This is a genomic window from Arenivirga flava (assembly GCF_030161575.1).
Lineage (GTDB): Bacteria > Actinomycetota > Actinomycetes > Actinomycetales > Microbacteriaceae > Arenivirga > Arenivirga flava.
In genome coordinates, this window is the sequence record NZ_BSUL01000001.1 from 1,516,108 (window position 1) to 1,541,223 (window position 25,116).

The 25,116-nt window shown below is 72.7% G+C and carries 19 protein-coding genes and 1 tRNA gene; 6 read left to right on the forward strand and 14 right to left on the reverse strand.

Annotation, left to right across the window (positions count from 1 at the left end; all coding sequences use genetic code 11):
• Positions 1 to 129 precede the first annotated feature (129 nt).
• Positions 130 to 2,277 carry a hypothetical protein gene (locus tag QQK26_RS07375; RefSeq protein ID WP_284231624.1) on the forward strand — a complete coding sequence of 716 codons (2,148 nt, stop codon included), beginning with the start codon at positions 130 to 132 and terminating at the stop codon, positions 2,275 to 2,277.
• Between the two features lie 76 nt (positions 2,278 to 2,353).
• Positions 2,354 to 3,433, forward strand: coding sequence for a DUF2510 domain-containing protein (locus QQK26_RS07380; protein WP_284231625.1), 1,080 nt, complete (start codon positions 2,354 to 2,356; stop codon positions 3,431 to 3,433).
• Between the two features lie 55 nt (positions 3,434 to 3,488).
• On the opposite strand, the gene QQK26_RS07385 is transcribed toward QQK26_RS07380, so the two are convergent.
• From QQK26_RS07385 to eno, 6 genes are all read right to left on the reverse strand, one after another.
• A tRNA-Leu gene (locus tag QQK26_RS07385) sits at positions 3,489 to 3,562 on the reverse strand.
• A 113-nt stretch (positions 3,563 to 3,675) separates the two neighbouring features.
• Complete coding sequence (locus QQK26_RS07390) at positions 3,676 to 4,995, reverse strand: NAD(P)/FAD-dependent oxidoreductase (RefSeq protein ID WP_284231626.1); 1,320 nt, start codon at positions 4,993 to 4,995, stop codon at positions 3,676 to 3,678.
• Positions 4,996 to 5,032: 37 nt separating this feature from the next.
• Complete coding sequence (locus QQK26_RS07395) at positions 5,033 to 6,364, reverse strand: S8 family peptidase (protein WP_284231627.1); 1,332 nt, start codon at positions 6,362 to 6,364, stop codon at positions 5,033 to 5,035.
• 76 nt (positions 6,365 to 6,440) lie between these two features.
• On the reverse strand, positions 6,441 to 6,968 hold the full coding sequence (locus tag QQK26_RS07400) for a DUF501 domain-containing protein (protein ID WP_284231628.1): 528 nt from the start codon (positions 6,966 to 6,968) through the stop codon (positions 6,441 to 6,443).
• The gene (locus tag QQK26_RS07405; RefSeq protein WP_284231629.1) at positions 6,965 to 7,453 is read right to left on the reverse strand and encodes an FtsB family cell division protein; all 489 of its coding nucleotides are present in this window, start codon (positions 7,451 to 7,453) and stop codon (positions 6,965 to 6,967) included. The genes QQK26_RS07400 and QQK26_RS07405 overlap by 4 nt, the downstream gene beginning before the upstream one ends.
• A 115-nt stretch (positions 7,454 to 7,568) precedes the next feature.
• Positions 7,569 to 8,849: a phosphopyruvate hydratase gene (gene eno / locus QQK26_RS07410; protein ID WP_284231630.1), complete on the reverse strand. Its 1,281-nt coding sequence runs from the start codon at positions 8,847 to 8,849 to the stop codon at positions 7,569 to 7,571.
• Positions 8,850 to 9,186: 337 nt separating this feature from the next.
• On the opposite strand from eno, the gene QQK26_RS07415 reads away from it, so the two are divergent.
• Complete coding sequence (locus QQK26_RS07415; RefSeq protein WP_284231631.1) at positions 9,187 to 10,098, forward strand: hypothetical protein; 912 nt, start codon at positions 9,187 to 9,189, stop codon at positions 10,096 to 10,098.
• Positions 10,099 to 10,298: 200 nt separating this feature from the next.
• Here the strand turns inward: QQK26_RS07415 and QQK26_RS16455 are convergent, their stop codons facing one another.
• Positions 10,299 to 10,766, reverse strand: a complete 468-nt coding sequence (locus QQK26_RS16455) for an ATP phosphoribosyltransferase regulatory subunit (protein WP_431307992.1) — start codon at positions 10,764 to 10,766, stop codon at positions 10,299 to 10,301.
• Complete coding sequence (locus QQK26_RS16460; RefSeq protein ID WP_431307993.1) at positions 10,727 to 11,620, reverse strand: ATP phosphoribosyltransferase regulatory subunit; 894 nt, start codon at positions 11,618 to 11,620, stop codon at positions 10,727 to 10,729. Before QQK26_RS16460 ends, QQK26_RS16455 begins: the two co-directional genes overlap by 40 nt.
• Before the next feature lie 120 nt (positions 11,621 to 11,740).
• Between QQK26_RS16460 and QQK26_RS07425 the strand changes: the two genes are divergently transcribed.
• Positions 11,741 to 12,682, forward strand: a complete 942-nt coding sequence (locus QQK26_RS07425; protein WP_284231632.1) for an ABC transporter ATP-binding protein — start codon at positions 11,741 to 11,743, stop codon at positions 12,680 to 12,682.
• The gene (locus QQK26_RS07430; protein WP_284231633.1) at positions 12,679 to 13,767 is read left to right on the forward strand and encodes an ABC transporter permease; all 1,089 of its coding nucleotides are present in this window, start codon (positions 12,679 to 12,681) and stop codon (positions 13,765 to 13,767) included. The genes QQK26_RS07425 and QQK26_RS07430 overlap by 4 nt, the downstream gene beginning before the upstream one ends.
• Positions 13,768 to 13,842: 75 nt before the next feature.
• Here the strand turns inward: QQK26_RS07430 and QQK26_RS07435 are convergent, their stop codons facing one another.
• Positions 13,843 to 15,894, reverse strand: coding sequence for a bifunctional metallophosphatase/5'-nucleotidase (locus QQK26_RS07435; RefSeq protein WP_284231634.1), 2,052 nt, complete (start codon positions 15,892 to 15,894; stop codon positions 13,843 to 13,845).
• A 93-nt stretch (positions 15,895 to 15,987) separates the two neighbouring features.
• A complete protein-coding gene (locus tag QQK26_RS07440) occupies positions 15,988 to 16,689 on the reverse strand; it encodes a nucleoside triphosphate pyrophosphohydrolase (protein ID WP_284231635.1) in 702 nt (233 codons plus the stop codon).
• A 129-nt stretch (positions 16,690 to 16,818) separates the two neighbouring features.
• Between QQK26_RS07440 and QQK26_RS07445 the strand changes: the two genes are divergently transcribed.
• Positions 16,819 to 18,045 (forward strand): Na+/H+ antiporter NhaA, encoded by a 1,227-nt coding sequence (locus tag QQK26_RS07445; RefSeq protein ID WP_284231636.1) that lies wholly within the window; start codon positions 16,819 to 16,821, stop codon positions 18,043 to 18,045.
• A gap of 857 nt (positions 18,046 to 18,902) precedes the next feature.
• Here the strand turns inward: QQK26_RS07445 and mfd are convergent.
• From mfd to QQK26_RS07465, 4 genes are all read right to left on the reverse strand, one after another.
• Positions 18,903 to 22,490 (reverse strand): transcription-repair coupling factor, encoded by a 3,588-nt coding sequence (mfd, locus tag QQK26_RS07450; RefSeq protein WP_284231637.1) that lies wholly within the window; start codon positions 22,488 to 22,490, stop codon positions 18,903 to 18,905.
• Between the two features lie 132 nt (positions 22,491 to 22,622).
• A complete protein-coding gene (pth, locus tag QQK26_RS07455; RefSeq protein ID WP_284231638.1) occupies positions 22,623 to 23,189 on the reverse strand; it encodes an aminoacyl-tRNA hydrolase in 567 nt (188 codons plus the stop codon).
• A gap of 60 nt (positions 23,190 to 23,249) precedes the next feature.
• Positions 23,250 to 23,873 carry a 50S ribosomal protein L25/general stress protein Ctc gene (locus QQK26_RS07460; RefSeq protein WP_284231639.1) on the reverse strand — a complete coding sequence of 208 codons (624 nt, stop codon included), beginning with the start codon at positions 23,871 to 23,873 and terminating at the stop codon, positions 23,250 to 23,252.
• A 177-nt stretch (positions 23,874 to 24,050) separates the two neighbouring features.
• Positions 24,051 to 25,049: a LacI family DNA-binding transcriptional regulator gene (locus QQK26_RS07465; protein WP_284231640.1), complete on the reverse strand. Its 999-nt coding sequence runs from the start codon at positions 25,047 to 25,049 to the stop codon at positions 24,051 to 24,053.
• Positions 25,050 to 25,116 lie beyond the last annotated feature (67 nt).

Below are 25,116 nucleotides of genomic sequence, written 5' to 3' on the forward strand. Positions count from 1 at the left end.
GCGATGCCGCGTCAAGCCCGTAACGCCGCTCGCGGACCTCACCTGGCCGGCGGCGCGCCCGTGCGCTCCACCGAATCACAGCCGACGCCCGCACAATGGAGCCATCGACCGCAGCAGACCGGGTACCTCGTGACCTCAACCACGTCGAGCACGACCGCTCGCGCCCCGAGGAGGGCGCTGCTCGGCGTGCGCGCCGGCATCGCGTCGACCGCGACGATGCTGCTGCTCGCCGCTGCGGTGCTCGGCGGGGCGTCCGCGAGCGCGGCACCGGCGGAGGGTGCGACGGCATCGCCGTCGCCGAGCCCGTCGGCTCCGGTCGCGGTCGCGATCACGGATGTCTCGAGCGAGTTCTCCGATGCCGGCACGGTCACCGTGAGCGGAACTGCTCCGCCGAACGCGGTGGTCAGCGTCAACGCGGGTGGGCGCACGGCGAACGACACCGCAGACGCCGAAGGGGCCTGGAGCGCCTCGGTGTCGGGAATCGCGAACGGCCCCCGCCAGGAGATCTTCGCAATGAGCCCCGGCTTGAAGAGGGCCGAGACCGACTCCACCATCTCGGTGCTCTCCCCTCCGACGATCAACGCCAACCAGACGCGGGACGGCGTGCTCGGAGGCACCGGCTACCCGGGAACCCAGGTCTCGCTGCGCGGGCTCGGAGCAGACCGCGTGGCTTCCGTGAGCTCGACCGGCAACTGGGAGGTCACCTTCGATCAGGCCTCGGTGCCGGCGCGCGCGTATTCGTTGACCGCGACGCAGACCGGACCGACGCCTGATTGGCCGGCGGGGAGCACCAGCCGTCCGACGTCCAGCACCGTTTCGATCTCATGGGCGGCACCCACACCCCAGACCCCGCAGGCCCCCGCCATCACCGCTCCCGCCGCCGGCGCGCGCGTGACCGGCTCGCCCGTGCAGGTCTCCGGCACGGGCGTCGACGGCGCGACCGTCAGCGTGTTCGCCGACAACGGCTCCGGCAGCTGCACCGCCACCGTGGCGGGCGGACGGTGGAGTTGCGCGGTGCCGGTCGCGGGCGAGGGCACGATCACCTTCTACGCCTCCCAGGCGCTCGACCCGTCCCGCCCCAGCCAGCCCGGAACCCTGTCCGTGGCGCTGGCGCTCGGCGGCAGCGGCGCCGACGAGGACGACGACGCCGAGGAGGAGCCCGAGCCGTCCGCGACGCCCGCCCCCGAACCCGACGAGGGGGCCTCCCCCGCGCCGATCCCCGGCATCGATGCGGACGACGGCGAGGACGGTGGGGACCGGCAGCCGATCGGCCCCATCGAGCGCTCCCTCGGCACCGGATGGGGCATCCCCACCGGATTCGGCTTCATGCTGCCGGATGCGCGCAGCGTGCTCGATCCCATCCGCTGGGTCACCGCGATCGCGCTGGCGATCGCCTTCGTGCTCTTCGTGGCGCTGCCGCTGCGGCTGCTGTTCGCGGCGCTGCAGCGGCGATTCCACCTGCCGCGGCTGCACCTCACCGGGCGCAATCAGAACGTGCCCGCGGAGGCCGCCGACGACGGACCGCCGCTGCAGCCTCGGACGCTCGCCGCGGTCACCCTCGCGGGGTCCGCTGCGGTCATCGCGATCGCCTGGGGCGTCGATGCCCAGCCGAGCTCGCTGCGCCTGCTCGTCGGCATCGGCATCGGGCTGGTGCTGCTCAATCTGCTCGCCGTCGCGCTGCCCGCGTGGATCGGCCGCCGCCGGCTCGGGCTGAGCATCGAGGCGCGCACCCTGCCGTTCCTCGTGCTCGTCGGTGCCGTGCTCGCGCTGATCAGCCGCGGCTTCGACCTCGACCCGCCGATCATCACGGGCGTCATCGGCACCTTCGCGTTCGTCGCCGGCGAGTCCCGCAGCCGTCGCGTCGCGGTGAACCTCGGACAGTTCGGCACGATCTTCCTGGTGAGCATCGCCGCGTGGTGGGCGCACGCCCTCATCGGTCCCGGCCTGGGCGCCGAGCGCATCCTGCTGCGCGAGGTGCTCGCCACCATGGTGCTCGCCGGGGTCGGATCGCTCGTGGTGCTCGCCCTGCCGGTGCGCGGCCTGCCCGGGCGACTGGTCTACGACTGGTCCCGACCGGTCTGGATCGGCACCGCCGGGACCAGCGTCGTGCTCGCCGCCCTCATGCTGCTCGGCGACCTCGGCACCACGCACTTCCCGGCGCTGCTGCTCGGCATCCTCGCCGCCTGCTTCGGCGGGCTCTGCGTGCTGGTGTGGGCCTGGTTCCGCTTCGCCCACGAGTACGTGCTCCGCGGGCACGCGGTCACCTCGCGCGGCTGAGCGGATGCGCCGCCCCCGGAAGCGGGGACGGCTGCTAGCGTTCGAGAGCCCGCTCACCGGCTCGGAACAGGACACCATGAACGATCAGACCCCGCTGCCCGCACCCGGTTGGTACGCCGACCCCGCCGCGCCCGGGTCGGCGCTGCGCTACTGGGACGGCGCGACCTGGACCGAGCACACGCATCCGGCAGCGCCGGCGGTTCCCGAAGCGAGTGCGCCGGTCGGCGACGCAGCGGATGCGGAACAGCCCGCGACGACGCCGGGAGCGGATGCGAGCGAGCAGCCGGCCGGGACGGCCCCGACCGCCCCGGACACCGACGTGCCGAGCGCCGGTGCGACCGAGTCGACCGCGAACGGCCGCACCGCATCCACCGAGCCGGCACCCGCACCCGCACCCGCACCGCATGCTCCCGTGCACCAGCCGAACCCCTCCGCACGGCCCGGCGATCAGCCGGGCGGCCCCGGGGCGACGGGGCATCCAGCACCGCCCGCCGCTCCGTGGGCGCAGGGCCCGGGCAACCCCTACCGGTCCCCCCAGGTCGCGCAGTACGGGGCGCCGGCCGGCGCTCCGCCTTCCCGCACGGGTCTCTGGATCGGTCTCGGCATCGGCGGCGGCGTGTTCCTGCTGCTCGTGATCGGCGTCATCGTCGCCGTCGCCGCCTTCCTCGGAGCCGTGAACCAGGGCATCCGCAACCTGCCGGCGCCCGACTACGGGCAGGAGCAGCCGGAGCAGCCGGCCCCGGATCGCGAGGCCGAGACCTTCGCGATGGGCGAGACGTTCGTGGTCGAAGACCCCCTGGAGCTCGGCTACGACTGGCAGCTGACCGTCACCGACTTCTCGGCCGAGGCCGCCGAGGCGGCGCTGGCGCCCTCGGACGCCAAGGCCTTCGCCGTGCTCGTCGAGGCCACGAACATCGGTTCGGAGGCTTCGGACCCGTGGGTCGCCCTCACGCCGTACCTCGTCGACTCGGACGGCGTCGAGCACCCCGACTCGGGCGCGATCGAGCCCGGCCTCTTCGACGTGGACCAGATCGAACCGGGCGGCTCGACGCGCTTCACGCTCACCTTCGAGGTGCCGCTGGACGTGGCCGATGGCGGCACCGTCCTCTTCTACGACGGCTACGGCGACCCGGCTGCGGCCATCGCGGTCGGCTGACCTCTACGAGGCGACGGCCCGCCCGCGCATCGCGCGAGCGGGCCGTCGGCGTCGGTACCCCCGGTCGGGTTCGAACCGACACTGCGCGGATTTTAAGTCCGCCGCCTCTGCCAATTGGGCTACGGGGGCACGGGACCTGGGGCCCCGCTCCAGCGTAGCCGTCCGCATCCGCTCGGCCGTGCGTCCGGGCACGACGACGGCCCCGCTCCTGTCGGAGCGGGGCCGTCGATTGTGCTGCTGCGTTACGCCTTGGGGCGCGAGGCGAAGGCCTCGAAGAACTCGCGGGGCGCCTCGCGCTTGCTCAGCGCGACGTTGTCGCGGCCGAGCACGAGGTTCCAGAACCACCCGCCGAAGACGCGGATCTTGCGCTCCCACATCGGGATCGCCAGGCCGTGGTAGCCGCGGTGCATGACCCAGGCCGGGAAGCCCTTGACCGCGATCTTGCCGCTCTGGAAGACGCCGACGCCGAGGCCGAGGCCCGCGACCGCGCCGAGGTTCTTGTGCTTGTACTCGACGGTGCTCTCGCCGCGCAGGACCGCCACGAGGTTCTTAGCGAGGCGCTTGGCCTGGCGCACCGCGTGCTGGGCGTTGGGCACGCAGAAGCCGCCCACGCCGCCGCCGGTGAGGTCGGGCACGGCCGAGTTGTCGCCGGCGCCCCAGGCGCCCTCGACGACGCCCTCGTCATCCACGACGCGCAGGTCGGCCTGCACGCGCAGGCGACCGCGCTCCTCGATGGGCAGGTCGGAGTTGCGCAGCGAGGGGCTCGCCATGACGCCGGCCGTCCAGATGATGAGGTCGCTCTCGAAGCTCTCGCCGGTCGACAGCTGGATGACGCCGTCGACGGCGGACTGCAGCTGCGTGTCGAGGTGCACGGTGGCCTCGCGCTGGGCGAGGTTCTTGAGCACCCAGTGGCTGGTGGGCAGCGACACCTCGGGCATGATGCGGCCCATGGCCTCGATGAGGTGGAAGTGCGTGTCGTCGATCGTGAGCTGCGGGTAGTCCTTGAGCAGCGCGCTCGCGAGGCTGCGGAGCTCCGCGAAGGTCTCGATGCCGGCGAAGCCGCCGCCGACGACGACCACGGTGAGCAGGCGGTCGCGCTCGGGGCCCGCGGGCAGCACGGCGGCCTTGTCGAAGTTGTCGAGCAGGCGGTCGCGCACGGCCACGGCCTCCTCGATCGACTTGAGGCCGATCGCCTCGTCGGCGACGCCCGGGATCGGGAAGGTGCGCGAGACGGAGCCCGCGGTGACGACGATCTGGTCGTACGCGTACTCGTACGCCTCGCCGACCACCGGGGTGATGGTGGCGACCTTGGCGGCGTGGTCGATCTTGGTGACCTTACCTGTGACGAGGTTGGTCTTCTTGAGGTGGCGGCGGTGCGAGGTGACCGCGTGACGGGGCTCGATCGAGCCGGCCGCGACCTCCGGGAGGAAGGGGAGGTAGGTCATGTAGGGAAGCGGGTCGACCATGGTGACCTCGGCCTCGCCGTGGCGGAGGTGCTTCTCGAGCTTCTTGGCGGTGTAGAAGCCGGCGTAGCCGCCGCCGACGATCAGGATCTTGCTCACAGTGGGGGTTCTCCTCAGGCGAAAATTCGCCTCTACCCTACTCCGGGCGGGGAGGCGCTTCGAATTCGACGGGATCGGGGACTTCCCGACGCACCCGCACCATCTTAGGAGCCTTTCGCAGACCCGCGAGCTCCCGCACCGCGAAGACCACGAGCCCGGTCGCGGCGAGCCCGAAACCGAGCAGCAGGGCCAGTGGGATGCCCACCTCCCGCAGCTGCGCGGCGCTCGGCAGCAGGACGCCTCCGGACGGATCGGCGCCCGCGCGCGGCACCGCGCTGGGCAGCGGCGCGGGGCCCGCCGCACCCGCATCGGCCCCGTCGGCGGGTTCGTCGACGGCGGCGCGGCGGTGCACGCGCACCCACTCGGCGAGGTCGCCCATGGGGTTCGCGGTGACGGCGGGGACGGCCCGGCCCACCGCATCCGCTGCGCGCAGCAGCCCGAAGCCGTAGAGCGGACCGGGCACCTCCGCGCCGACCGGCTCGGCCGTGGCGACGATGCGCTCGATGACGTTCGCGGCGTCGAGGTCCGGATGGGCGGCGCGCACCAGCGCGGCGACTCCCGAGACCAGCGGCGTCGCACCGCTCGTGCCCTGCCAGGTGACGTAGCCGCCACCGGGCACGGCGCCGACGAGCTGCTCGCTCGGCGCCGAGACGCCGATCGTGATGCCCTGCGACGACGCGTCGAGGCTCGCGACGCCGCGGCGGTCCACCCCGGCCACGGTCAGCACGCCCGGCATGGTCGCCGGCGCCCCGACGATCTCGGTGCCGGCGGCGCGGTTGCCGGCGGCGGCGATCACCACCACGTCGTGCTCCGCGGCGTGCAGGAACGCCTCGTCCCAGCTCTCGGGCCAGTCGAGGGTGTTGCGGGTCAGCGACAGGTTGATGACGTCGGCGCCGTTGTCCACGGCCCAGGTGACGGCCTCGGCGACCTCCGTGTCCACCGGACGGGGACCCGCGCCGAAGCCCACGGAGATCGTCAGCAGCGAGGCCTCGGGGGCGACGCCGATGACGCCGAGGCCGCCGGGCTGCCCACGGCCCGCGAGCAGGGAGGCGACCATCGTGCCGTGCCCGCTGTCCTCGCCGACCGGGGTGCGCCCATCCGCTCCACCGATGCCGGAGACGTCGGTGCCGCCGACCACGGCGCCGGCGAGGTCGGGATGCGAAGCGTCCACGCCCGTGTCGATCACCGCGACCGTCACCCCGGCGCCGCGCGTCGTGCCCCAGGCCTCGCGCACGCCGTAGTCGTCGAGCCAGTACTCCATGCCCTGCACCCGGGTCGCGGCGGCGGCGGGCCCCGCCGGCAGCAGCGGCAGGGTCAGCGCCGTCAGCGCGGCGAGCGCGAGGCCACGACGACGAGCGGATGCGCGCATCCGTCCCCCGTCTGCGCGGCCGGCTCCGTGCATCCGCTCTCCCCCGTCGCCCGTGCCTCGTCGCGGACCGCGCCGCTCAGGCGGCGGGCGCCCAGGTCTCGCCGAGCAGCGGGCGCAGCTCGGGGAAGCGCTGCCAGAGGAGCGCGATGGACCGATCCCCGAAGGGGTTCACGCCGGGCCCGGCGGAGAGCGCGTGGCCGACGAGGGCGTGCAGGCACTTGACCCGGGTGGGCATGCCGCCGGCGGAGATGCCGTCGATCTCGGGCACCTCGCCGAACTGCGCGCGGTCCTCGAGGTAGCCGCGGTGGGCGGCCCGGTAGGCGGCCGCGAGGTCGGCGTCGGCCTCGAGCTCGGCCGTGAACTCCGGCATGACGCCGGTGGCCTCGAGCGTCGAGACCGCCGCGGTGAGCGCCGGGTGGCACAGGTAGTAGAGCGTCGGGAACGGGGTGCCGTCGCCGAGCCGCGGGCGGGTCGAGACCACGGCGGGCGCTCCGTCGGCGGTGCGCGCCGGGATCCCGACGACGTCGCGGGCGGGTCGTCCGAGCTGCTCGGTGACGTCGGCCACGTCCTGCTCGGTGACGGCTTCGAAGGGCGGACGGGTCACGGTGCCGGGGTCTCCTCGCGGGGCTGATCGGTGAGGCCCGAGACGAGCACGGTGCCGAGCATGGCCTGCAGCCAGTCGACCTCGGTGGTGCTGATCTCGTCGCTCACCGCTTCGGGGTCGACCTCCTCGGCGATGCCGAGGTCGTCGTTGACGTTGTAGCTGTACTCGCCGGGCATGACGTAGTCGAGCCGCTCGCGGGCCTGCGCCTCGATGTAGGCGGGGTCGTCCCAGCGGGCCTCCTGCTCGCCGAGCTCATCGACGTGTTCCTGCTGCTGGCTGATCTGCTCGCGCAGCGCCGCGAGCTGCTGCTGCTGCTCGACGAGGGTGCGCAGGCTCGGCGCGAGCACCACGATCGCGAGCACGAGCAGCCCGAGCACCATGACGGTGAAGCCGGAGAGGCGGATGCTGCGGAACCAGCGGAGCGAGGCGGCCTCGTCCGCCGGGGCGTCGACCGCGACGCGGTTCGTGCGGGGGCGGCGGGGCATGGCACCAGGGTAGACGAGCGGGGCGGGACGGATGCTGCGCGCCGCACCGCGCATCCGCTCGTCCCGGGTACGGCGGAGGGGCCCCGCGCGTCGCGCGGGGCCCCTCCGGGACGGCTTACGCCGAGAAGCGCGGGAAGGCGCTCAGGCCGGCGAACACCGCGGCGTCGCCGAGCTCCTCCTCGATGCGGAGCAGCTGGTTGTACTTCGCGACGCGGTCCGAGCGGGCCGGGGCGCCGGTCTTGATCTGGCCGGCGTTGGTCGCGACGGCGAGGTCGGCGATCGTGGTGTCCTCGGTCTCGCCCGAGCGGTGCGAGAGCACCGCGGTGTAGCCGTGGCGCTGCGCCAGCGAGACGGCGTCGAGGGTCTCCGTGAGCGTGCCGATCTGGTTGACCTTGACCAGGATCGAGTTGCCGGCCTTCTTGTCGAGGCCGGTCTGCAGGCGGGTCGGGTTGGTGACGAAGAGGTCGTCGCCGACGAGCTGCAGCTGGTCGCCAAGCTTGGCGGTGAGGGCGGTCCAGCCCTCCCAGTCGTCCTCGGCAAGCGGGTCCTCGATGGTGACGATCGGGTAGTCCGCGACGAGCTGCGCGTAGTACTCGATGAACTGCTCGGCCGAGAGCTTCTGGCCCTCGTACTGGTAGACGCCCTTCTCGAAGAACTCCGTCGAGGCGACGTCCATGCCGAGGGTGATCTGCGAACCGAGCGAGAAGCCGGCGCCCTCGATGGCCTTGACGATGAAGTCGAGCGCCTCGCGCGAGCTGGCGATGTCGGGGGCGAAGCCGCCCTCGTCGCCGAGGCCGGTCGCGAGGCCCGCCTTGCGCAGCTCCGACTTGAGGGCGTGGTAGATCTCGGCACCCCAGCGCAGCGCCTCGGAGAAGGTCTCCGCGCCGGTCGGGAGCATCATGATCTCCTGCGCGTCCAGGCCGTTGTCGGCGTGGGCGCCGCCGTTGATGATGTTCATCATCGGCACGGGGAGCACGTGGGCGTTCGGGCCGCCGACGTAGCGGAACAGCGGCAGGTCGGCCGAGTCGGCGGCGGCCTTCGAGACGGCGAGCGAGACGCCGAGGAGGGCGTTCGCGCCGAGGCGCTTCTTGTTGTCGGTGCCGTCGAGCTCGATGAGCGCGGCGTCGACGAGGCGCTGCTCGCTGGCCTCGAAGCCCTCGAGGGCCGGGCCGATCTCGTCGAGCACGGCGTCGACGGCCTTGGTCACGCCCTTGCCGAGGTAGCGGTCCTTGTCGCCGTCGCGCAGCTCGTAGGCCTCGAAGGCGCCGGTGGAGGCGCCGGACGGCACGGCCGCGCGGGCCACGGTGCCATCCTCGAGCAGGACCTCGACCTCGACGGTCGGGTTGCCCCGGGAATCCAGAATTTCGCGAGCGCCAACGGCCTCGATCAGTGCCACGGAAGTATCTCCTCTTGGGGGGTCTGCACGGTCTTCGTACCGTCGACCATCGTAGCCCCCGCCGCTTGCGCGGAGGTGGCCGGAGGGTGGCCGCGGTACGGCCCGGGGCGAGCCGGTGCGCCCCTCCGCACCCGCACCCGCACCCGCACTGGTGACGCTTTGGGGCGCTTCGGCGACGTCGGGGCATGCGCCCGCACGCCCCGCTGTCGCCGAAGCGCCCCGAACGATCGGCGGAGCCGTTGTTCGTCCGCTCCTCCCGAAGCGGATGCACCGGGCGGACCCCACGGTTCGCCTCACCGGGCGGGAGCGGTCGCGCAGCGCACGCGATCGTCACGACGTGCCCCTCGACGACCTCCTGCTCATCCCCGGACTCGTACCGCAACTCACCGCACGCGAGCTGCAGCGCAGCGCGGAGCGGGGAGCGATCGAGCGGATCGGGCGGGGCGCGTACGTCGACCGCCGCGAGTGGTCGCTCCTGCGCGCCGACGAGCGAGCGCTGCTGCGAGCGCTCGCCTACGCGCGACAGCATCCTGAGGCGGTGCTGTCGCATTCCTCCGCTGCGCTGGTGCACGGGCTGCCGGTCGCCATTCCACCAGCGCGGCCCGAGGTGCTCAGGCTCAGGTCGCAGCACGATCTCGGCGGTAACGGCGTGCGCGCCCGATCCTCCGTCGCGCCGGCCGAGGCGATCACGGTCGACGACGTCCGCGTCGTGCCGATCGAGCGGACGGTCCTCGACCTCGCGGCGACCCTGCCCTTCCGCGAGGCGCTCGCTCCGATCGACGGATACCTCGCCCGCGGCGGTTCCAGGGATGCGCTCGATGATCTGCTCGGCGGCCTGCGCATCCGCGGTGCGCGACGCGCTGAGGTGGCCGTCGCGCACGGCGACGCCGGCGCCGCGAACGGGGGCGAGTCGTTGAGTCGCGGCACGGTGCACGAACTGGGCTTCCCTGCTTCCGTCGTGCAGATGCCGGTGCCCGGAACGCCGCATCAGACCGATCTGGGCTGGCCGGAGTTCGAGTTGCGCGGCGAGCTCGATGGATTTCAGAAGTACGTCGATCCGCGCTACACCGACGGGCGGACGCCCGCGCAGATCGCCTTCGCCGAGAAGCGGCGCGAGGACGAGATCCGGCTGATCACCGGGCATCGCTTCGTGCGGTGGACCTTCGAGGACGCGCTGCGCGTGCAGCCGTTTCGTCGCGCGTTGCTGCGCGCAGGGCTCCCGCAGCAGCAGCGGCGCCGCACGCGCTGATCCCGCTGACCCCCGCGTCCTGACCGCCGACGAGGGCAGCGCCGCGACCGCTCGCTACGCTCCACTATCGGCATCCGGCGACGGAACTCGACGCTTTGGGGCACCCTGGCGACGATGGGCCGTGCGGGCGCATGCCCCGATGTCGCCGAAGCGCCCCAAAGCGAGCAGAGTCGTCGAGACCGACGCGGTGCGGCCGGGCGTCAGCCGATCGGCTTGAGCTCGATCGACTCGGGGGTGGTGTCCTCGCGTACGAAGGCGAAGGCGCAGAAGCCGTCGGCGGCGAGCGCGTCGAGCAGCGCTGCGACCTTCTTCGGCTTGCGCTCGAGGCGCACGCGCCGGCCCTGGGCGACGAGCGCGGCCTTCAGCGCGGCCAGCTGCGGGAGGGGCGCACCGTCGTGCAGCAGGGCGACCGCATCCGCCGCATCCGCCGCCGGCAGCGAGACGAGGTCGACGATGCGCTCGAAGCCGATCGAGAAGCCGGCCGCCGGCACGTCGCTGCCGAGGAAGCGGCCGATCATGCCGTCGTAGCGGCCACCGCCGCCGAGCGAGAACGCGAAGTCGGGGTGGTGGATCTCGAAGATGGTGCCCGTGTAGTAGCCCATGCCGCGCACGAGGAAGGGGTCGAAGATCAGCGGCACCGCGTCGACGGCGGCGACCGCCTCGTCCACGGCGTCCACCACGACGGACGGCGCACCCCCGCCGCGACCGCCGCACCGATCGCCGCGAGCGAGGCCACGGCCTCGTCGGGCACGCCCTCGGGCAGCTCCCGGCGGATCGCCGGCTCGCCGAACGGCATCGCCTGCAGCGTGCGCGGACGGGTGAGGAACGCCTCGGCGGCGTCGACCGCGCCGGTCGTGAAGCCGCGCTCGCGCAGCTCGGCGACGACGCCCTCGATGCCGAGCTTGTCGAGCTTGTCCAGCGTGATGAGCACCGAGTCGTGCTCCGTGGCCGCGAAGCCGAAAACCTCGAGCATGCCGAAGAGCAGCCGGCGGTCGTTGATGCGGATCGTGCAGCCCTCGAGGCCGAGCGCCGCGAGCGTGTCGAGCGTCGCCGCGATGAGCTCGACCTCGGCGAGCGCCGAGGCCTCGCCGAGGATGTCGATGTCGCACTGCACGAACTGCCGGTAGCGACCCTTCTGCGGCCGCTCGGCCCGCCAGACCGGAGCGACCTGCACCGAGCGGAAGACGCCGGGCAGCTCCGCGCGGTGCGAGGCGTAGAAGCGGGCCAGCGGCACCGTCAGATCGAAGCGCAGGCCGAGGTCGGCGAGGTCCAGCGCGCTCTCGGCCCCCTGCAGGTCCTCCGTCGTGAGGCCGCGCTTGAGCACGCCGAACGCCAGCTTCTCGTTGTCGCCGCCGAGGCCGGCGTGCAACCGCGAGCTGTCCTCCATCACCGGCGTCTCGATCTCGTCAAAGCCGTGCGCGGCGTAGCGGTCGCGGATGACGGCGAGCACGCGCTCGCGACGAGCCTTCTCGGCGGGCAGGAAGTCCCGCATGCCGCGGGGCGGGTTGACGGAGGTGGCCATGCCCCCATCCTTCCAGGACGGCGGACGAGCGGATGCACGTCATCCTGCTGGACGATTCCCCCGCGTCCGCCGCGTCCCTAGGCTTCGAGGCGGGGATCGGGAACCGAACGGAGCGCATCCATGGCCGCAGGCGGCATCCAGGTCGAGGGGGTGCGCCGTTCCTTCGCGGGCGTGCACGCGCTCGTCGACGCGAGCCTCGACGCCCCTCCGGGTGCCGTGACGGGGCTCATCGGCCCGAACGGTTCCGGCAAGACCACGCTCATGCTCATCCTCGCGAGCCTGCTGCGGCCCGATGCCGGCAGCGTGCGCGTGGACGGCGTCGACCCGGTCGCCGACCCGGCCGGTGCCCGCCGCGCGCTGGGCTGGATGCCCGACATCCTCGGCTCCTGGGCGACGCTCACCGTGCGCGAGACGCTCGTCACGACCGGGCGTCTGCACGGCATCGGCAAGGAGGCGGCGAGGCAGCGCGCCGCGGAGCTGATCGCGCTGATCGGTCTCGAGCAGCTCGCCGACCGCCCTACGCGGGTGCTCTCCCGCGGCCAGAAGCAGAAGCTGAGCCTGGCCCGCGCGCTGGTGCACGACCCGAGCGTGCTGCTGCTCGACGAACCGGCCAGCGGACTCGATCCGGCGGCACGCATCGAGCTGCGCGTGCTGGTGCGCCGCCTCGCCGACGAGGGCCGAACCGTGCTCGTCTCGAGCCACGTGCTGGCCGAGCTCGACGAGATGGCCGACGGCGCCGTGTACCTCGAGCAGGGCGCCACCGCCTCGGCCGAGCGCCTGGAGCGGGCGCGCACGAGCCTGCGCGAGTGGCGCATCCGCACTCTCGATCCGGGCGAGCAGGGCGCCGGCCTCGTCGCCGCCGCCGCGCGCGCCGCGGGCATCGAGGCCGAGCGGATGCGGGCCGACCACCAGGGACTGCTCGTGCAGGTCTCCGGCGATGCGGAGGCGGCCGCGCTGCTCGCCGCCCTCGTCGCGGGCGGCGTGCGCATCAGCGCGTTCGCGCCGGCCGTCGGCGATCTGGAGCACACCTTCCTCGACCTCGGACGGGAGCACCTCGCGTGAGCGCGTACCTCAGCGGCATCGGCGTCGTCGTCGGCCTGGAGCTCAAGCAGCGGGTGCGCAGCGTCGCCTGGTACGTGCTGCTCGGTGTCAGCGGCTTCCTCGTGCTCGTCGTCACCGCCGTGCTCGGCCTGTCGCTGGGCGCGTTCGGCAACGACGACGTCGGCGGCGCCGTCTTCTCCGCGCTGATCTTCTTCGTGCTGCTGCTCGGCACCCTCGTCAGCCCCGCCGTGAGCGGCAACGCCGTCAACGGCGACCGCGACGCCGGCACCCTCGCCACCACGCAGGTCACGCAGGCGAGCGCGGGCCAGCTCGTGCTCGGCAAGTTCGTCGCGGCGTGGCTCACGGCGCTGTCGTTCCTCGCCGTCTCCGTCCCCTTCCTCATCGTCGCTGTGGTGATCGGCGGCGTGCCGCTCGCGACGGTGCTCGTCGCGATCCCCGTGGTCGCGGTCGAGCTCGGTGTCGTCGCGGCCGTCGGCGTGGGCCTCTCCGGCGTCATCCAGCGACCGCTCTTCTCCGTCGTCGTCACCTACCTGACGGTCGCGGCCCTCAGCCTCGGCACCCTGATCGCCTTCGGCCTGGCCATGCTGACGGTGCGCACCGAGGTGACGACGACCTACGTCGACGTCGACTACGAGGCGAGCGAGTTCGACGAGCAGACCGGCGAGATCACCGGCGAGATCGTCTGCGCCGATCCGGTGACGAGCACGTACGAGGTGCCGCGAGCGGACACCGTCTGGTGGCTGCTGGCCGCGAACCCCTACGTCGTGCTGGCGGATGCGGTGCCGCCGAGCTTCGATCGCGACGGCAACGGACTCGACCTCTTCACCGGGATCGCCGGCCAGGTGCGCCAGGCGCAGATCGCCCCCGAGGTCGAGGACTTCGTCGACTACTGCGCCGAGTACGACAACCTCTACTCCGGCAGCACCGACTACGACACCGTCGAGGACGTCTACGGCAAGACCGTGCCGAGCTGGTTCGTCGGCCTCGCCATCCACGTGGCGATCGCGGCGGTCGCGCTGTGGGGCGCGACCAGGGCGACCCGCACTCCGTCAGTGCGCCTCGCGAAGGGCAGCCGCATCGCCTGACGCGTGCGCAGCGGATGCGCGGAGCCGGTCGGGCTCCGCGCATCCGCTGCGCTCCGGCGGTCGCCGCTGGAAGGGTCAGCTCGCGCGGTGTCGGCGGCGCCGGCGCGCCGCGATCGTCGCCGCCGCGCCGAGCAGCATGAGCACGAGGCCGATGACGCCCGCGAGCACCGGCGCACCGTCCGCACCGGTCGAGGCCAGGTCGCCGGACGATGCGTCGTCGCCCAGCGCTGCGTCGTCCAGCGCCGCGTCGGCCGAACCGGCGGGGGCGGGGATCGGAGCCGGCGCGGGCTCGCCCGGCTCCGTGGTCGGGGTCGGCCCCGGCGCGGGGATGGCGCCCGCCGTCGAGGTGGTCACGGCCCAGTTCTCGTCGAAGAGCTCCGTCGCGTCGATGACGCCTCGGTCCTGAGCCCAGTCGATGAGCAGCTGGCGGATCTCCTGCAGCTCGTCGTAGACCACGGGCGCGTCCGCGACGTGCGGGAATGCCCCACCGCCGCTCTGACGGTAGTTGTTGACCGCGAGCACGAACTCGTCGTCGTCGGCCACCGCGGTGCCATCGGGGTGGGTGAGCCCCTGGATGCGGTCGCCGACCTCGCGCGAGACGTCGATCGTGTAGTCGACGCCGGAGAGCGCGTCGTAGTTGTAGTCCGGCACGCCCTCGGGGCGGTCCGGGTAGGCAGCGTTGGTACCCGTCGCCGGATCGAAGTCGGCGCCCTCCTCGGTCTGCACGAAGTATCGCGCCGAGTACTCGAGGTAGTCCCGCAGCTGCGCGCCCGTGAGCAGCACGCCGCGCAGGGTGTTCTCGTAGATGTAGAGCCCCGCGATGTCGCGGATGGTCACCTCGCCCTGCGGGAACCGCGCCGTGCGCGAGAACGGCGAGGCCTGCGAGACCACCGGCGCTCCGGCGTACTCGGTACCCACCAGGGCCTGACTCACGGTCTCCGCCTGCACGGTGTTGATGAAGTCGATGATGGGCGTGTCCTCGTAGCGGGAGGTCTCGGTGAGCATCTCCTCGACGGACTCGGCCACGGGGGTGTTCACGTACTCGACCGTGGTGGCGTGCTGCTGCGCGACCGCCGCGACGACGTCCGGGTCCTCCTCCGTCACCTCCGTGCCGTAGTGGGGCGTGACCGAGGGCGCGGAGCCCGCGGACCAGTCGACGGCGAGTCCGCCCGCCCCATCGGGCGCCAGGTTCAACCGCACCTCGCTGACGCTGCGCGCCCAGTGCGAGGGCTGCGTGAGCAGCACCGGCTCCCCGGCGGAGTTGGTGACGATCGTCTGCGGCTCGTCGCGGTGACTGTGACCGACGACGAGCACATCGATGCCGGGCACCTGGACGGCGACGTTGTTCGCCACGTCCTCATTGAGGTCGGCGGGGTCGTAGTCGGCATCCGGTACGGTGCCCTGGCCGGAGTGCGCGAGCACCACGACGACGTCGGCCTGCTGCTCGACGATCGGCACCCACTCGGCCGCGGTCTCGACGACGTCGCGGAACTCCAGCTCGCCCTCGACGTACTGGCGGTCCCAGACCCGCACGCCCGGCGTCACGAGTCCGATCACACCCACGGTCACGGTCTGGCCGTCGATCTCGCGCTCGATGAGCGTGTAGGGGTCGTGATAGGGCTCGCCCGTGTCCACGTCGATGACGTTGGCGCCCAGCAGCGGTGCCTGCAGGTCGTCCTCGTAGGCGCCGAGCAGGCCGAGGTCGTAGTTGTACTCGTGGTTGCCGACGACCTGCGCGTCGTAGTCGATCGCGTTGAAGGCCGAGGCCATCGGGTGCGCGATCTCGTCGGCGAGCACCTCCGGGGCGCCGTCCCCCAGCCCGTAGTAGTAGGTGAGCGGCGTGCCCTGCAGGGCGTCGCCGTTGTCGAGCACGACCACCGACTCCGCGCCGCGCTCCGCGCGCACGTCGTCGACGACCGTGCCGACGCGGGTGAGGCCGAGCGTGTCGTCGTCCGGGAAGGGCGCGTTGCGGAAGTAGTCCCAGTCCATGACGTGCCCGTGCACGTCGGTCGTGGCCATGAGCGTCAGCTCGATGCGCTGCGGGGTCGTCGCGGCGCCGGCTGCGCCGGCTGTCGAGAGGACCAGGACGAGGGATCCGGCGATGGCTGCGGTGCCGATGCGTCGCATGTGCGGTTGTTCTCCTTGTGCCCCGTCCGGGGGACGGGATTGGCGTGGTTGCCAACGTTATCGGGGCAGGGAGGGACCGTGAGGGCGGTGCGGTTACGTTCGTGTGTCCATCGCGTTGCGCGACGCCTGCGACTCCGCCTCGCGGATCTCGTCGGTCAGTCCGCGCAGGGCCGTGCGCAGCGCGCGCTCGGCGTCGAGGCCGTTCGCCTTCGCGCTCGCGACGATGGCCAGCAGCAGCGGACCCAGCTCCTCCTCCGTCTCGACCGCCACGGCGCGCGGCAGCTCCTCGAGCACGCCCGCCTTCTGCGCTCGGCCCAGCAGCTTGTCGGCCAGGAGCAGCGAGGGCATCGCCATCGGGATGCCGTCGAGCACGCTCGTGCGCTCGCTCTTCTCCGCTGCTTTGACGTCGTCCCAGAGCGCGACGACCTCCTCGGCCGTGGCAGCCTCGCGCTCACCGAAGACGTGCGGGTGACGGCCGACCATCTTCAGGCGCGACGCCCTCGCGACGTCCTGCAGGTCGAAGTCCTCGCCGCGCGTGTGGGCGGCGATGTCCGCGTGGAACAGCACCTGGTAGAGCACGTCGCCGAGCTCCTCGATGAGGTCCTCGCGGCTGCCCTGCTCGATGGCGTCGACGAGCTCGTGGCTCTCCTCGAGCAGGTACCGCACGAGCGACTCGTGGGTCTGCTCGCCGTCCCAGGCGCAGCCACCCGGCGCCCGCAGCCTCGCGACGGTCTCGACGAGCTGGTCGAGCTCGCTCGGCTGGTCGAGCCCGCCGGGCTCGCGGTGGTCGGTCATGCGGCGCCTTCCCTCGGGATTCCCACCCTAGGGCTGTGACCGGTACGGTGGTTCGCGGTGCGCCGGGAAGTCTGGTCGGCCGCCGCGGAACGCGGTGCATCCGTCCATCGATCCCGAAAGCTCGTCATCATGCCCATCCGCCGCGCCGTCAAGGCCGTCCACCGAGCGAGCGTGCTCCGCTCCGACCGCTTCTCCGCATTCCTGCTGCTCGGCGCCGCCGTGCTCGCGCTCCTGCTGGCCAATTCCGCGATCGGACCGGCCGTGCTCGACGCCAAGGCGTCCTACCTCGGCATCGCCGGCCTCGAGCTCTCCATCGGCCACTGGATCCAGGACTTCCTGCTCGCGATCTTCTTCTTCGTCGTGGCGGTCGAGCTCAAGCACGAGCTCGTCGTCGGGCAGCTCTCGTCGTTCGGCAAGGCGATCGTGCCGGCCATCGGCGCGATCGGCGGGGTCGCCGTCCCGGCGCTGCTCTATCTCGCCATCGCGGGCTCGACCAGCCCTCAGGGCTGGCCGATCCCGACCGCGACCGACATCGCCTTCGCCCTCGGCGTCTTCGCCGTGTTCGGCAAGGGCCTGCCGAGCACCCTGCGCGTCTACCTGCTCGCGCTGGCGGTGCTCGACGACCTCATCGCGATCGTCTTCATCGCGGTCTTCTTCACCGCAGACCTCGACGTGGTCTCGCTGGTGCTGGGCGTCGTCGCCATCGCCGCGTTCGGCGTGCTCAGCGCCCTCCTCGCCCGGACCTCGGGCGCCGCGAAGATCGCGCTCGGCATCGCGATGGGCGTGCTCGCCCTCGTCTCGTGGGTGCTCGTCTACGAGTCGGGCGTGCACGCGACGCTCGCCGGCGTCGGCCTCGGCCTCGTCATGGCGCGCAGCGTCGGGCACACCGCGGCCGACGTGATCCAGCCCTACTCCAACGCGATCGTGCTGCCCGTCTTCGCCCTGAGCGCCGCGCTCGTGGCGATCCCGCAGGTGGCGCCGTCCGAGCTCGAACCGGCGTTCTACGGCATCGCGATCGCACTGCCCTTCGGCAAGATCCTCGGCATCACGCTCGCCGGCACGATCGCGCACCTCATCGTGCGCCGTCGTGGCAAGGAGGCGCTGCACGGCATGGACCTCGTCACCGTGGCGGCGGTGGCGGGCATCGGCTTCACCGTCTCGCTGCTCATGAACGAGCTCGCCTTCGCGAGCACGCCGCTCATCGTGGCCGAGGGCACGCTGGCCGTGCTGCTCGGCTCGGCGATCGCGATCGTGCTCGGCGGCTCCCTCGTGGCGCTGCGCTCCCGCTACTACCGTCGCCACGCCCATCCGGCCGAAGCGGATGCGGTCGAGCAGCAGGAACCGCACGCCGACTGACCGCGGCGGCGGCGTGCGGCGGCGTGCTGCGGCGGCGGCGTGCTGCGGCCGGAGGCGGCGCAGCTCGCGCAGCCGGTAGCGCAGCCCGTAGCGCAGCGGTGCGACTCGTGGCGGCCCCTGCAGGGCCGCCGCGCCGGGCGGTGCGAGTCGTAGCGACCCCGGCCGAGCCGCCGCGCCAAGCGGTGCGAGACCTCGCGACCCCGCGCCAGACCGGGCCTGCAGAACTCGCACCGCTGCTGCGACGGATACCGTCCCACGGCCCCCTCGAGCCGGACGACAGCGGTTGGCGCACCGGCGACTCAGCACCGGCGCGACGACTCAGGTCCGAGAAGAGCGCTGACTCGTCGTCCCGGTGCTGAGTCGTCCGTCCACGCGAGAACCGGGCCGGCGTGCGGGCGCGCCGCGGGCGAGAGCGCCGCGGTGGGTGCCGCGGCGCCTTCCCGTGCCAGAGCCGCCGCAGCGGTGCGAGTCGTGGCACCCCCGCGCCGCACCGGATATGCAGAACTCGCACCGCTGCTGCGACGGATACCGTCCCACGGCCCCCTCGGGCCGGACGACAGCGGATGCGACGCACCGGCGACTCAGCACCGGCGCGACGACTCAGGTCCGAGAAGAGCGCTGACTCGTCGTCCCAGTGCTGAGTCGTCCGTCCACGCGAGGACCGGGCCGGCGTGCGGGCGCGCCGCGTGCAGGCGCGCCGCGGGCGAGAGCGCCGCGGTGGGTGCCGCGGCGTCTCCCCTGCCAGAGGCGCCGCAGCAATGCGAGTCGTGGCGCACCCCGCCGCGCCGGCGCGCCGCAGGCCGGCGCGCCGCCGGGCCGGGGATCAGGCCGGGGCGGGGCTCAGGCCGGGCCGGGGCTCAGGCCGGGGCGGGCGCGGGCTGGGCCGGCGCGAGGGCGCCGAGCAGCGCCTCCGTCCAGGCGATGAGCTCGGCGTCGGTCGCCGGTTCGCCGTGCTTGGCGCCCGGCAGGGGCACGCTGAGACTGCGCGTCTGGTTGAAGAGGCGCGCCCCCGGGTAGAGCCGCTGCAGGCGGATCTGCAGGGAGTCGGGCAGGTCGATCGGGGCGAGTCGCAGGTTGCCGCCCATCGCGACGACCTCGCCGAGGCCGAGCTTCTGCGCGGCGCGGCGCAGGCGCGAGACCGCGATGAGGTGCTCCACCGGCTCGGGCGGGGTGCCGTAGCGGTCGCCGAGCTCGTCGAGCACGGCATCGATCGCGTCGTCGGCCGCGTTCGGGCCGCTCGCGGCCGAGAGCTTCTGGTACGCCTCCAGGCGGAGGCGCTCGCTGTCGACGTAGTCCTCGGGGATGCGCGCATCGATGGGCAGTTCCAGCCGCAGCTCGGTCTGACCCTCGGCGACCTCGCCGCGGAAGGTGCTGACCGCCTCGCCGATCATGCGCAGGTAGAGGTCGAAGCCGACGCCCGCGATGTGGCCGGACTGCTCGCCGCCGAGCAGGTTGCCGGCGCCGCGGATCTCGAGGTCCTTCAGCGCGATCTGCATGCCGCCGCCGAGCTCGTTGTTCGCGGCGATCGTCTGCAGCCGGTCGTGGGCCGTCTCGCTGAGCGGCTTCTCGGCGTCGTACAGGAAGTACGCGTAGGCCCGCTCACGGCCGCGGCCCACGCGGCCGCGCAGCTGATGCAGCTGGCTGAGGCCGTACTTGTCGGCCCGGTCGATGATCATGGTGTTCGCGTTCGACACGTCGAGGCCGGTCTCGATGATGGTCGTCGAGACGAGCACGTCGAAGCGGCGCTCCCAGAAGTCGACCATGATCTGCTCGAGCGCGCCCTCGCTCATCTGCCCGTGCGCCACCGCGATGCGCGCCTCGGGCACCAGCTCGGCGAGCTGGCTCGCGACGCGGTTGATCGACGAGACGCGGTTGTGCACGAAGAACACCTGGCCCTCGCGCAGCAGCTCGCGCCGGATCGCGGCCTGCACCTGCTTCTCGTGGTACGGCCCCACGAAGGTGAGGATCGGGTGGCGGTCCTCCGGCGGCGTCGCGAGCGTCGACATCTCGCGGATGCCGGTGACCGCCATCTCGAGGGTGCGCGGGATCGGGGTGGCCGACATCGCGAGGATGTCGACGTTGGTCTTGAGCTTCTTCAGCGCGTCCTTGTGCTCGACGCCGAAGCGCTGCTCCTCGTCGATGATGACCAGCCCGACGTCCTTGAACTGCACGGACTCGCTGAGGATGCGGTGGGTGCCGATGACCATGTCGACGGTGCCGTCGAGCAGCCCGGCGACGATCTCCTTCGACTCCTTGGCCGTCTGGAAGCGGCTGAGGCCGCGGATCTTCACCGGGAAGCCGGCGAAGCGCTCGACGAAGGTCTCGAGGTGCTGGCGCACGAGCAGGGTGGTGGGCACCAGCATGGCCACCTGCTTGCCATCCTGGATGGCCTTGAACGCTGCGCGCACCGCGACCTCGGTCTTGCCGTAGCCGACATCGCCCGAGAGCAGGCGGTCCATCGGGATCGACCGCTCCATGTCGGCCTTGACCTCGTCGATCGTGGTCAGCTGGTCGGCGGTCTCGGCGAAGGGGAAGGCCTCCTCCAGCTCGCGCTGCCACGGGGTGTCCGGGCCGAAGGCATGGCCCTTGCTCGCCATGCGTGCAGAGTAGAGCTTGACGAGCTCGACCGCGATGTCGCGCACCGCCTTGCGGGCCTTGCCCTTCGCGGCGGCCCAGTCCGATCCGCCCATCTTCGACAGCTGCGGGGCCTCGCCGCCGACGTAGCGGCTCAGCAGGTCGAGCTGGTCGGTGGGCACGTAGAGCTTGTCGCCGGGGTAGCCGCGCTTCGAGGGCGCGTACTCCAGCACCAGGAACTCGCGGGTGGTCTTGACGGCGTTGCGGCCACCGGTGGAGACCTCGCGCTGCACCAGCTCGAGGAACCTGCCGATGCCGTGGGTCGTGTGCACGACGTGGTCGCCGGGCTGCAGCTGCAGCGGGTCGACGACGTTCTTGCGCCGGCTGGCGAGCTTGCGCACCTGGCGCGAGCCGTAGCCCGCGGTGCGGCCGAAGAAGTCCGCCTCGCCGAGCACCGCCACCTTCAGGTCGGGCAGCTCGAAGCCCTGCTCGAGCGCGCCCTGCACGAGGTGCACGACGGCCGGCTCGGGCTGCTCGGGCAGCGCATCGACGGGGCGAGCCGCGAGGCCCTGCTCACCGAGCACGTCGACGGCGCGCTCGATGAGCCCGGTGCCGCGCAGCGTCACCACGAGCGACCAGCCGTCGGCGGCCCGCGCGGCGAGGTGCTCGAGGGCGCCCTCGGCTCGACCGGCGAAGCTCGGCACCGGCTCGCCGTCCAAGCGCACGTAGTCGCCGGCGGCATCGACCCGCTCGGCGTCGGTGAGGTCGACGGGCTCGGCGGCCCCGCTGTCGAAGGCGGTGATGGTCCACCACGGCCGGCGACCGGCAGCGGCGCGAAGCTTCTGTGGGCTCAGGAACTCACCCGAGCCGAGATCGATCGGAGCCTCGGCGCCGGCGGTCGCGGCGTTCCACGCCGCGGCGAGGAACTCGCTGTTCGTCTCGGCGAGGTTCGCGACCCGGCCGCGCACCTTCTCCGGTTCGATGAGGGCGATCGCGGCATCCTCCGGCAGGTAGTCGGTGATCGGCACCATGCCGTCCACGAGGGCCGGGGCGAGCGACTCCATGCCGTCGACCGGGATGCCCTCGACGATCTTCTCGAGCAGCGGGGCGAGGCTCGGGAACTCGCCGCGCATCTCGCGGGCTCGCTGGCGGACGGATGCGGTGAGCAGCAGCTCCCGGCTCGGCGCCAGGTCGACCCGGGCGATCGGCTCGGGCGTGGAGCGCTGGTCGGCCACGGAGAACTCGCGGATCTGCTCGACCTCGTCACCGAAGAAGTCGACGCGCACGGGATGCTCGGCCGTGGGCGGGAAGACGTCGAGGATGCCGCCGCGCACCGCGAACTCGCCGCGGCGCGTGACCATGTCGACGCGCACGTACGCCGCCTCGACGAGGTCGAGCGCGATGCCGCGCAGGTCGTGCCCACGGGCGCCGGCCTCGAGCACGATGGGCGGGGTCGATGCGAGGCCGGGCACGAGGGGCTGGAAGGCGGCGCGCACGGAGGCGACCACCACGAGCGGGGCATCGGATGCGCCGTGCTCGGCGAGCGCGCGCAGCGTCGCGAGCCGTCTGCCGACGGTCTCGGCGCTCGGGCTGAGCCGCTCGTGCGGCAGCGTCTCCCACGCGGGGAACTCGAGGATGCGTGCGGTCGGCAGCAGCGTGCCGAGCGCCTCGCGCAGCGCCTCGGACTCGCGGCCCGTGGCCGCGACGACGAGCAGGCTGGCGCCGGGGCCGCGCTGCTCGAGCAGCCCGGCGAGCAGCGGTGCGCGCAGACCCTCGACGGCGGAGAAGTCCGCATCCCTGCGGTGCTGGTCGAGCGCCCGCCCGAAGCTCTCGGACCGGGAGACGACGCGCGACAGACCCTGCAGACTCACCGGGGCAGTCTACGGGCGGCCGGAGACATCCATCCGCTCGCTCCGCTCAGGGCGGAGCCGGCATCCAGCGGAGCGGCGCATCGGGGCGCGGGAGGAACGGGCTCAGCAGCGACGGGCGCAGGAGGTACGGGCTCAGGAGGACGGAGCGTGCCAGCGCTGCTGCGCGGCGAGCAGCCCGTCGGTGGTGAGCTGCTCGACGGCGTCGGCGGCGTCGCCGAGCAGGTTCGGCAGCACGGAGCGCTCGGCGGCGCTGAAGTCGCGCAGCACGAAGTCGGCCGCGGGCTGCCGTCCGGGCGGCCGTCCGATGCCGACGCGCACGCGCAGGAAGTCGGGGCTGTCGATGGCCTTGATGATGTCGCGCAGCCCGTTGTGACCGCCGTGGCCGCCGCCCTGCTTCAGCCTGATGAGGTCGAAGTCGATGTCGAGCTCGTCGTGGACGACGATGATGCGCTCGGGCGGCACCTTGTAGAACCGCGCCAGACCCGCGACGGGGCCGCCGGACGTGTTCATGAAGCTGTTCGGCTTGGCGAGGACCAGCCGGGGGCCGCCCGGGAAGGAGCGGCCCTCGGCGATGGTCGCGTTCGCCTTGTGGTTCGAGAAGCGGGCGGAGATGCGGTGTGCGAGCTCCGCGATCACCATCTGCCCCACGTTGTGGCGGTTGCCGGCGTAGCCGGGCCCGGGGTTGCCGAGCCCGACCACGAGCCAGTGATCGCCCTCGACCGATGCCTGGGACTTCGTGAAGAGGGCGATGACGGGTCCTTACTCGGCGTCGGCGTCGGCGTCCGCGGCGGGGGCCTCGTCGGCCTCCTCGCCCTCGGCGGCCTCGTCCTCGTCCTCGACCGGGGCGGCGGGAACGGTGACGTTGACGATGAGGGTCTCGCCGTCGCTGAGCAGGGTGGCGCCCTTGGGCAGCTCGACGTCGGCGGCCGTGACCTGGCTGCCCTCCTCGAGGCCCTCGATCGAGACCGAGACGCTCTCGGGGATGTGGGTGGCCTCGACCTCGACGGAGATCGAGGTGGTCTCCTGCACGTGGATGGTGCCGGGGCCGCTCTCGCCCTCGACGTGCACGGGCACGTCGACGGTGACCTTCTCGCCCTTCTTCACGATGACGAGGTCGATGTGCTCGATGATGCGGCGCACCGGGTCGGTCTGCACGTCTTTGACGAGCGCGAGCTGGTTGCTGCCCTCGATGGAGAGGTTCAGCACGGCGTTCGCCTTGCGGGTGAGCAGCATGGTCTGGTGGCCCGGGAGGGTCAGGTGCACCGGCTCGGTGCCGTGGCCGTAGAGCACGGCGGGGATCTTGTCGGCGGCGCGGATCTTGCGCGCGGCGCCCTTGCCGAAGGACGTGCGGATCTCGACGTTCAGCGTGGCCTCGTCAGCCATGGTTCTCTCCTTGACGGGCCGATGCGGCCCGGGTCGTGTGCGGTTGTCATCTCGAACGCATGCGCGTGAGGACAGACTCGAGGCCTCATCCACCGCGTCGATCACGGAGCCGCATCCTCGCGGATGCGCTCCTCGCCGAAGTTCGCAGGAAGTCTACCCCAGCGATCGGATGCGCGCTCAGCGCGCGGTGGACTCCCGCGGCACCCAGGTGGTCGCGATGCCCTGCACCGACGGTCGGCGGGTGCGCAGATGCTCGACCACCGCCCGTCCCGCGGCGGCTCCGAGGGTGCGGCCGTCGAGCTGCACCGAGCTCAGCGAGGGTCGCAGCAGCGCTGCCGGCGGCAGATCGTCGAACGCGGCGAGCCCCAGATCCTCGGGGATGCGCAGACCGAGCCCGGCGGCACCCTTGATCACGCCGTAGGCGAGCCGCTCGTCGCCGCAGACCACGGCCTGCACGCCGAGCTCGGACCAGCGGGGCCAGCGCGCGACGAAGGCCGCGGCGACCGCGTCGCGATCCGGTCCGGGCACGCCGAGATCCTCGGCGGGGTCGAGCAGGTGCACGTCGTGCCGTGCGAGGGCCCCGGCCACGCGCGGACGGCGTTGCACGAGGCTGGCCGTGCCGTGCTCGAACGCGAGGTAGCCGACCGTGAGCATGCCGGCCTCGCGCATCCGCTCCCCCATCCCCCGCAGCGCCTCGTCGTAGTCGATGGGCACGCTGGAGAACGATTCCGGCAGATCGTCGACGTCGAGCACGACCGTCGGCACACCGGTGCGCTCGAGTTCGCCGAGGACGGCCCGCGACGCGCCGACGACGATGAAGGCGGCCGGCGCGAGGGCGAGCGCGCGGTCGAGCGGCGCTCGCGGCGCGGCCGCGTCGGCCGGGCGGTTGTCGACGAGCTGCACCTCCCAGTCCTCGCCGAGCGCGGCCGTCACCTCGTCGACGACGTCGCCGAAGAAGCTGAACCGGGCACCCGGGAAGAAAAGCACGACCGTGCGGCTGCTGCCGGTCGAGAGGTGGCGCGCCGCGCGGTTGGGCACGTAGCCGAGCTCGTCGATCGCGGCGGCGATGCGCTGGCGCCACGCCTCCGTGAGCCGTCCCTCGGCCTTGCCGTTGAGGTACAGCGAGACCGCTGCGGTCGAGCAGCCGGCGCGGCTCGCGACGTCCGCTGCGGTCACCCTCCGTTGCTGGTCTGGCATGAACCCGAACATAGCGTGGTCCACGAGCCGACGACCGTCGGGTACG

Excerpts from the sequence above, each read along its gene's own strand:
- QQK26_RS07445 (WP_284231636.1), top strand. The coding sequence starts at position 16,819 with ATGCCCATCCGCCGCGCCGTCAAGGCCGTCCACCGAGCGAGCGTGCTC.
- QQK26_RS07425 (WP_284231632.1), top strand. The coding sequence starts at position 11,741 with ATGGCCGCAGGCGGCATCCAGGTCGAGGGGGTGCGCCGTTCCTTCGCG.
- QQK26_RS07395 (WP_284231627.1), bottom strand. The coding sequence starts at position 6,364 with ATGCGCGCATCCGCTCGTCGTCGTGGCCTCGCGCTCGCCGCGCTGACG.
- QQK26_RS16460 (WP_431307993.1), bottom strand. The coding sequence starts at position 11,620 with ATGGCCACCTCCGTCAACCCGCCCCGCGGCATGCGGGACTTCCTGCCC.
- QQK26_RS07460 (WP_284231639.1), bottom strand. The coding sequence starts at position 23,873 with ATGGCTGACGAGGCCACGCTGAACGTCGAGATCCGCACGTCCTTCGGC.
- QQK26_RS07380 (WP_284231625.1), top strand. The coding sequence starts at position 2,354 with ATGAACGATCAGACCCCGCTGCCCGCACCCGGTTGGTACGCCGACCCC.
- QQK26_RS07435 (WP_284231634.1), bottom strand. The coding sequence starts at position 15,894 with ATGCGACGCATCGGCACCGCAGCCATCGCCGGATCCCTCGTCCTGGTC.
- QQK26_RS07405 (WP_284231629.1), bottom strand. The coding sequence starts at position 7,453 with ATGCCCCGCCGCCCCCGCACGAACCGCGTCGCGGTCGACGCCCCGGCG.
- QQK26_RS07440 (WP_284231635.1), bottom strand. The coding sequence starts at position 16,689 with ATGACCGACCACCGCGAGCCCGGCGGGCTCGACCAGCCGAGCGAGCTC.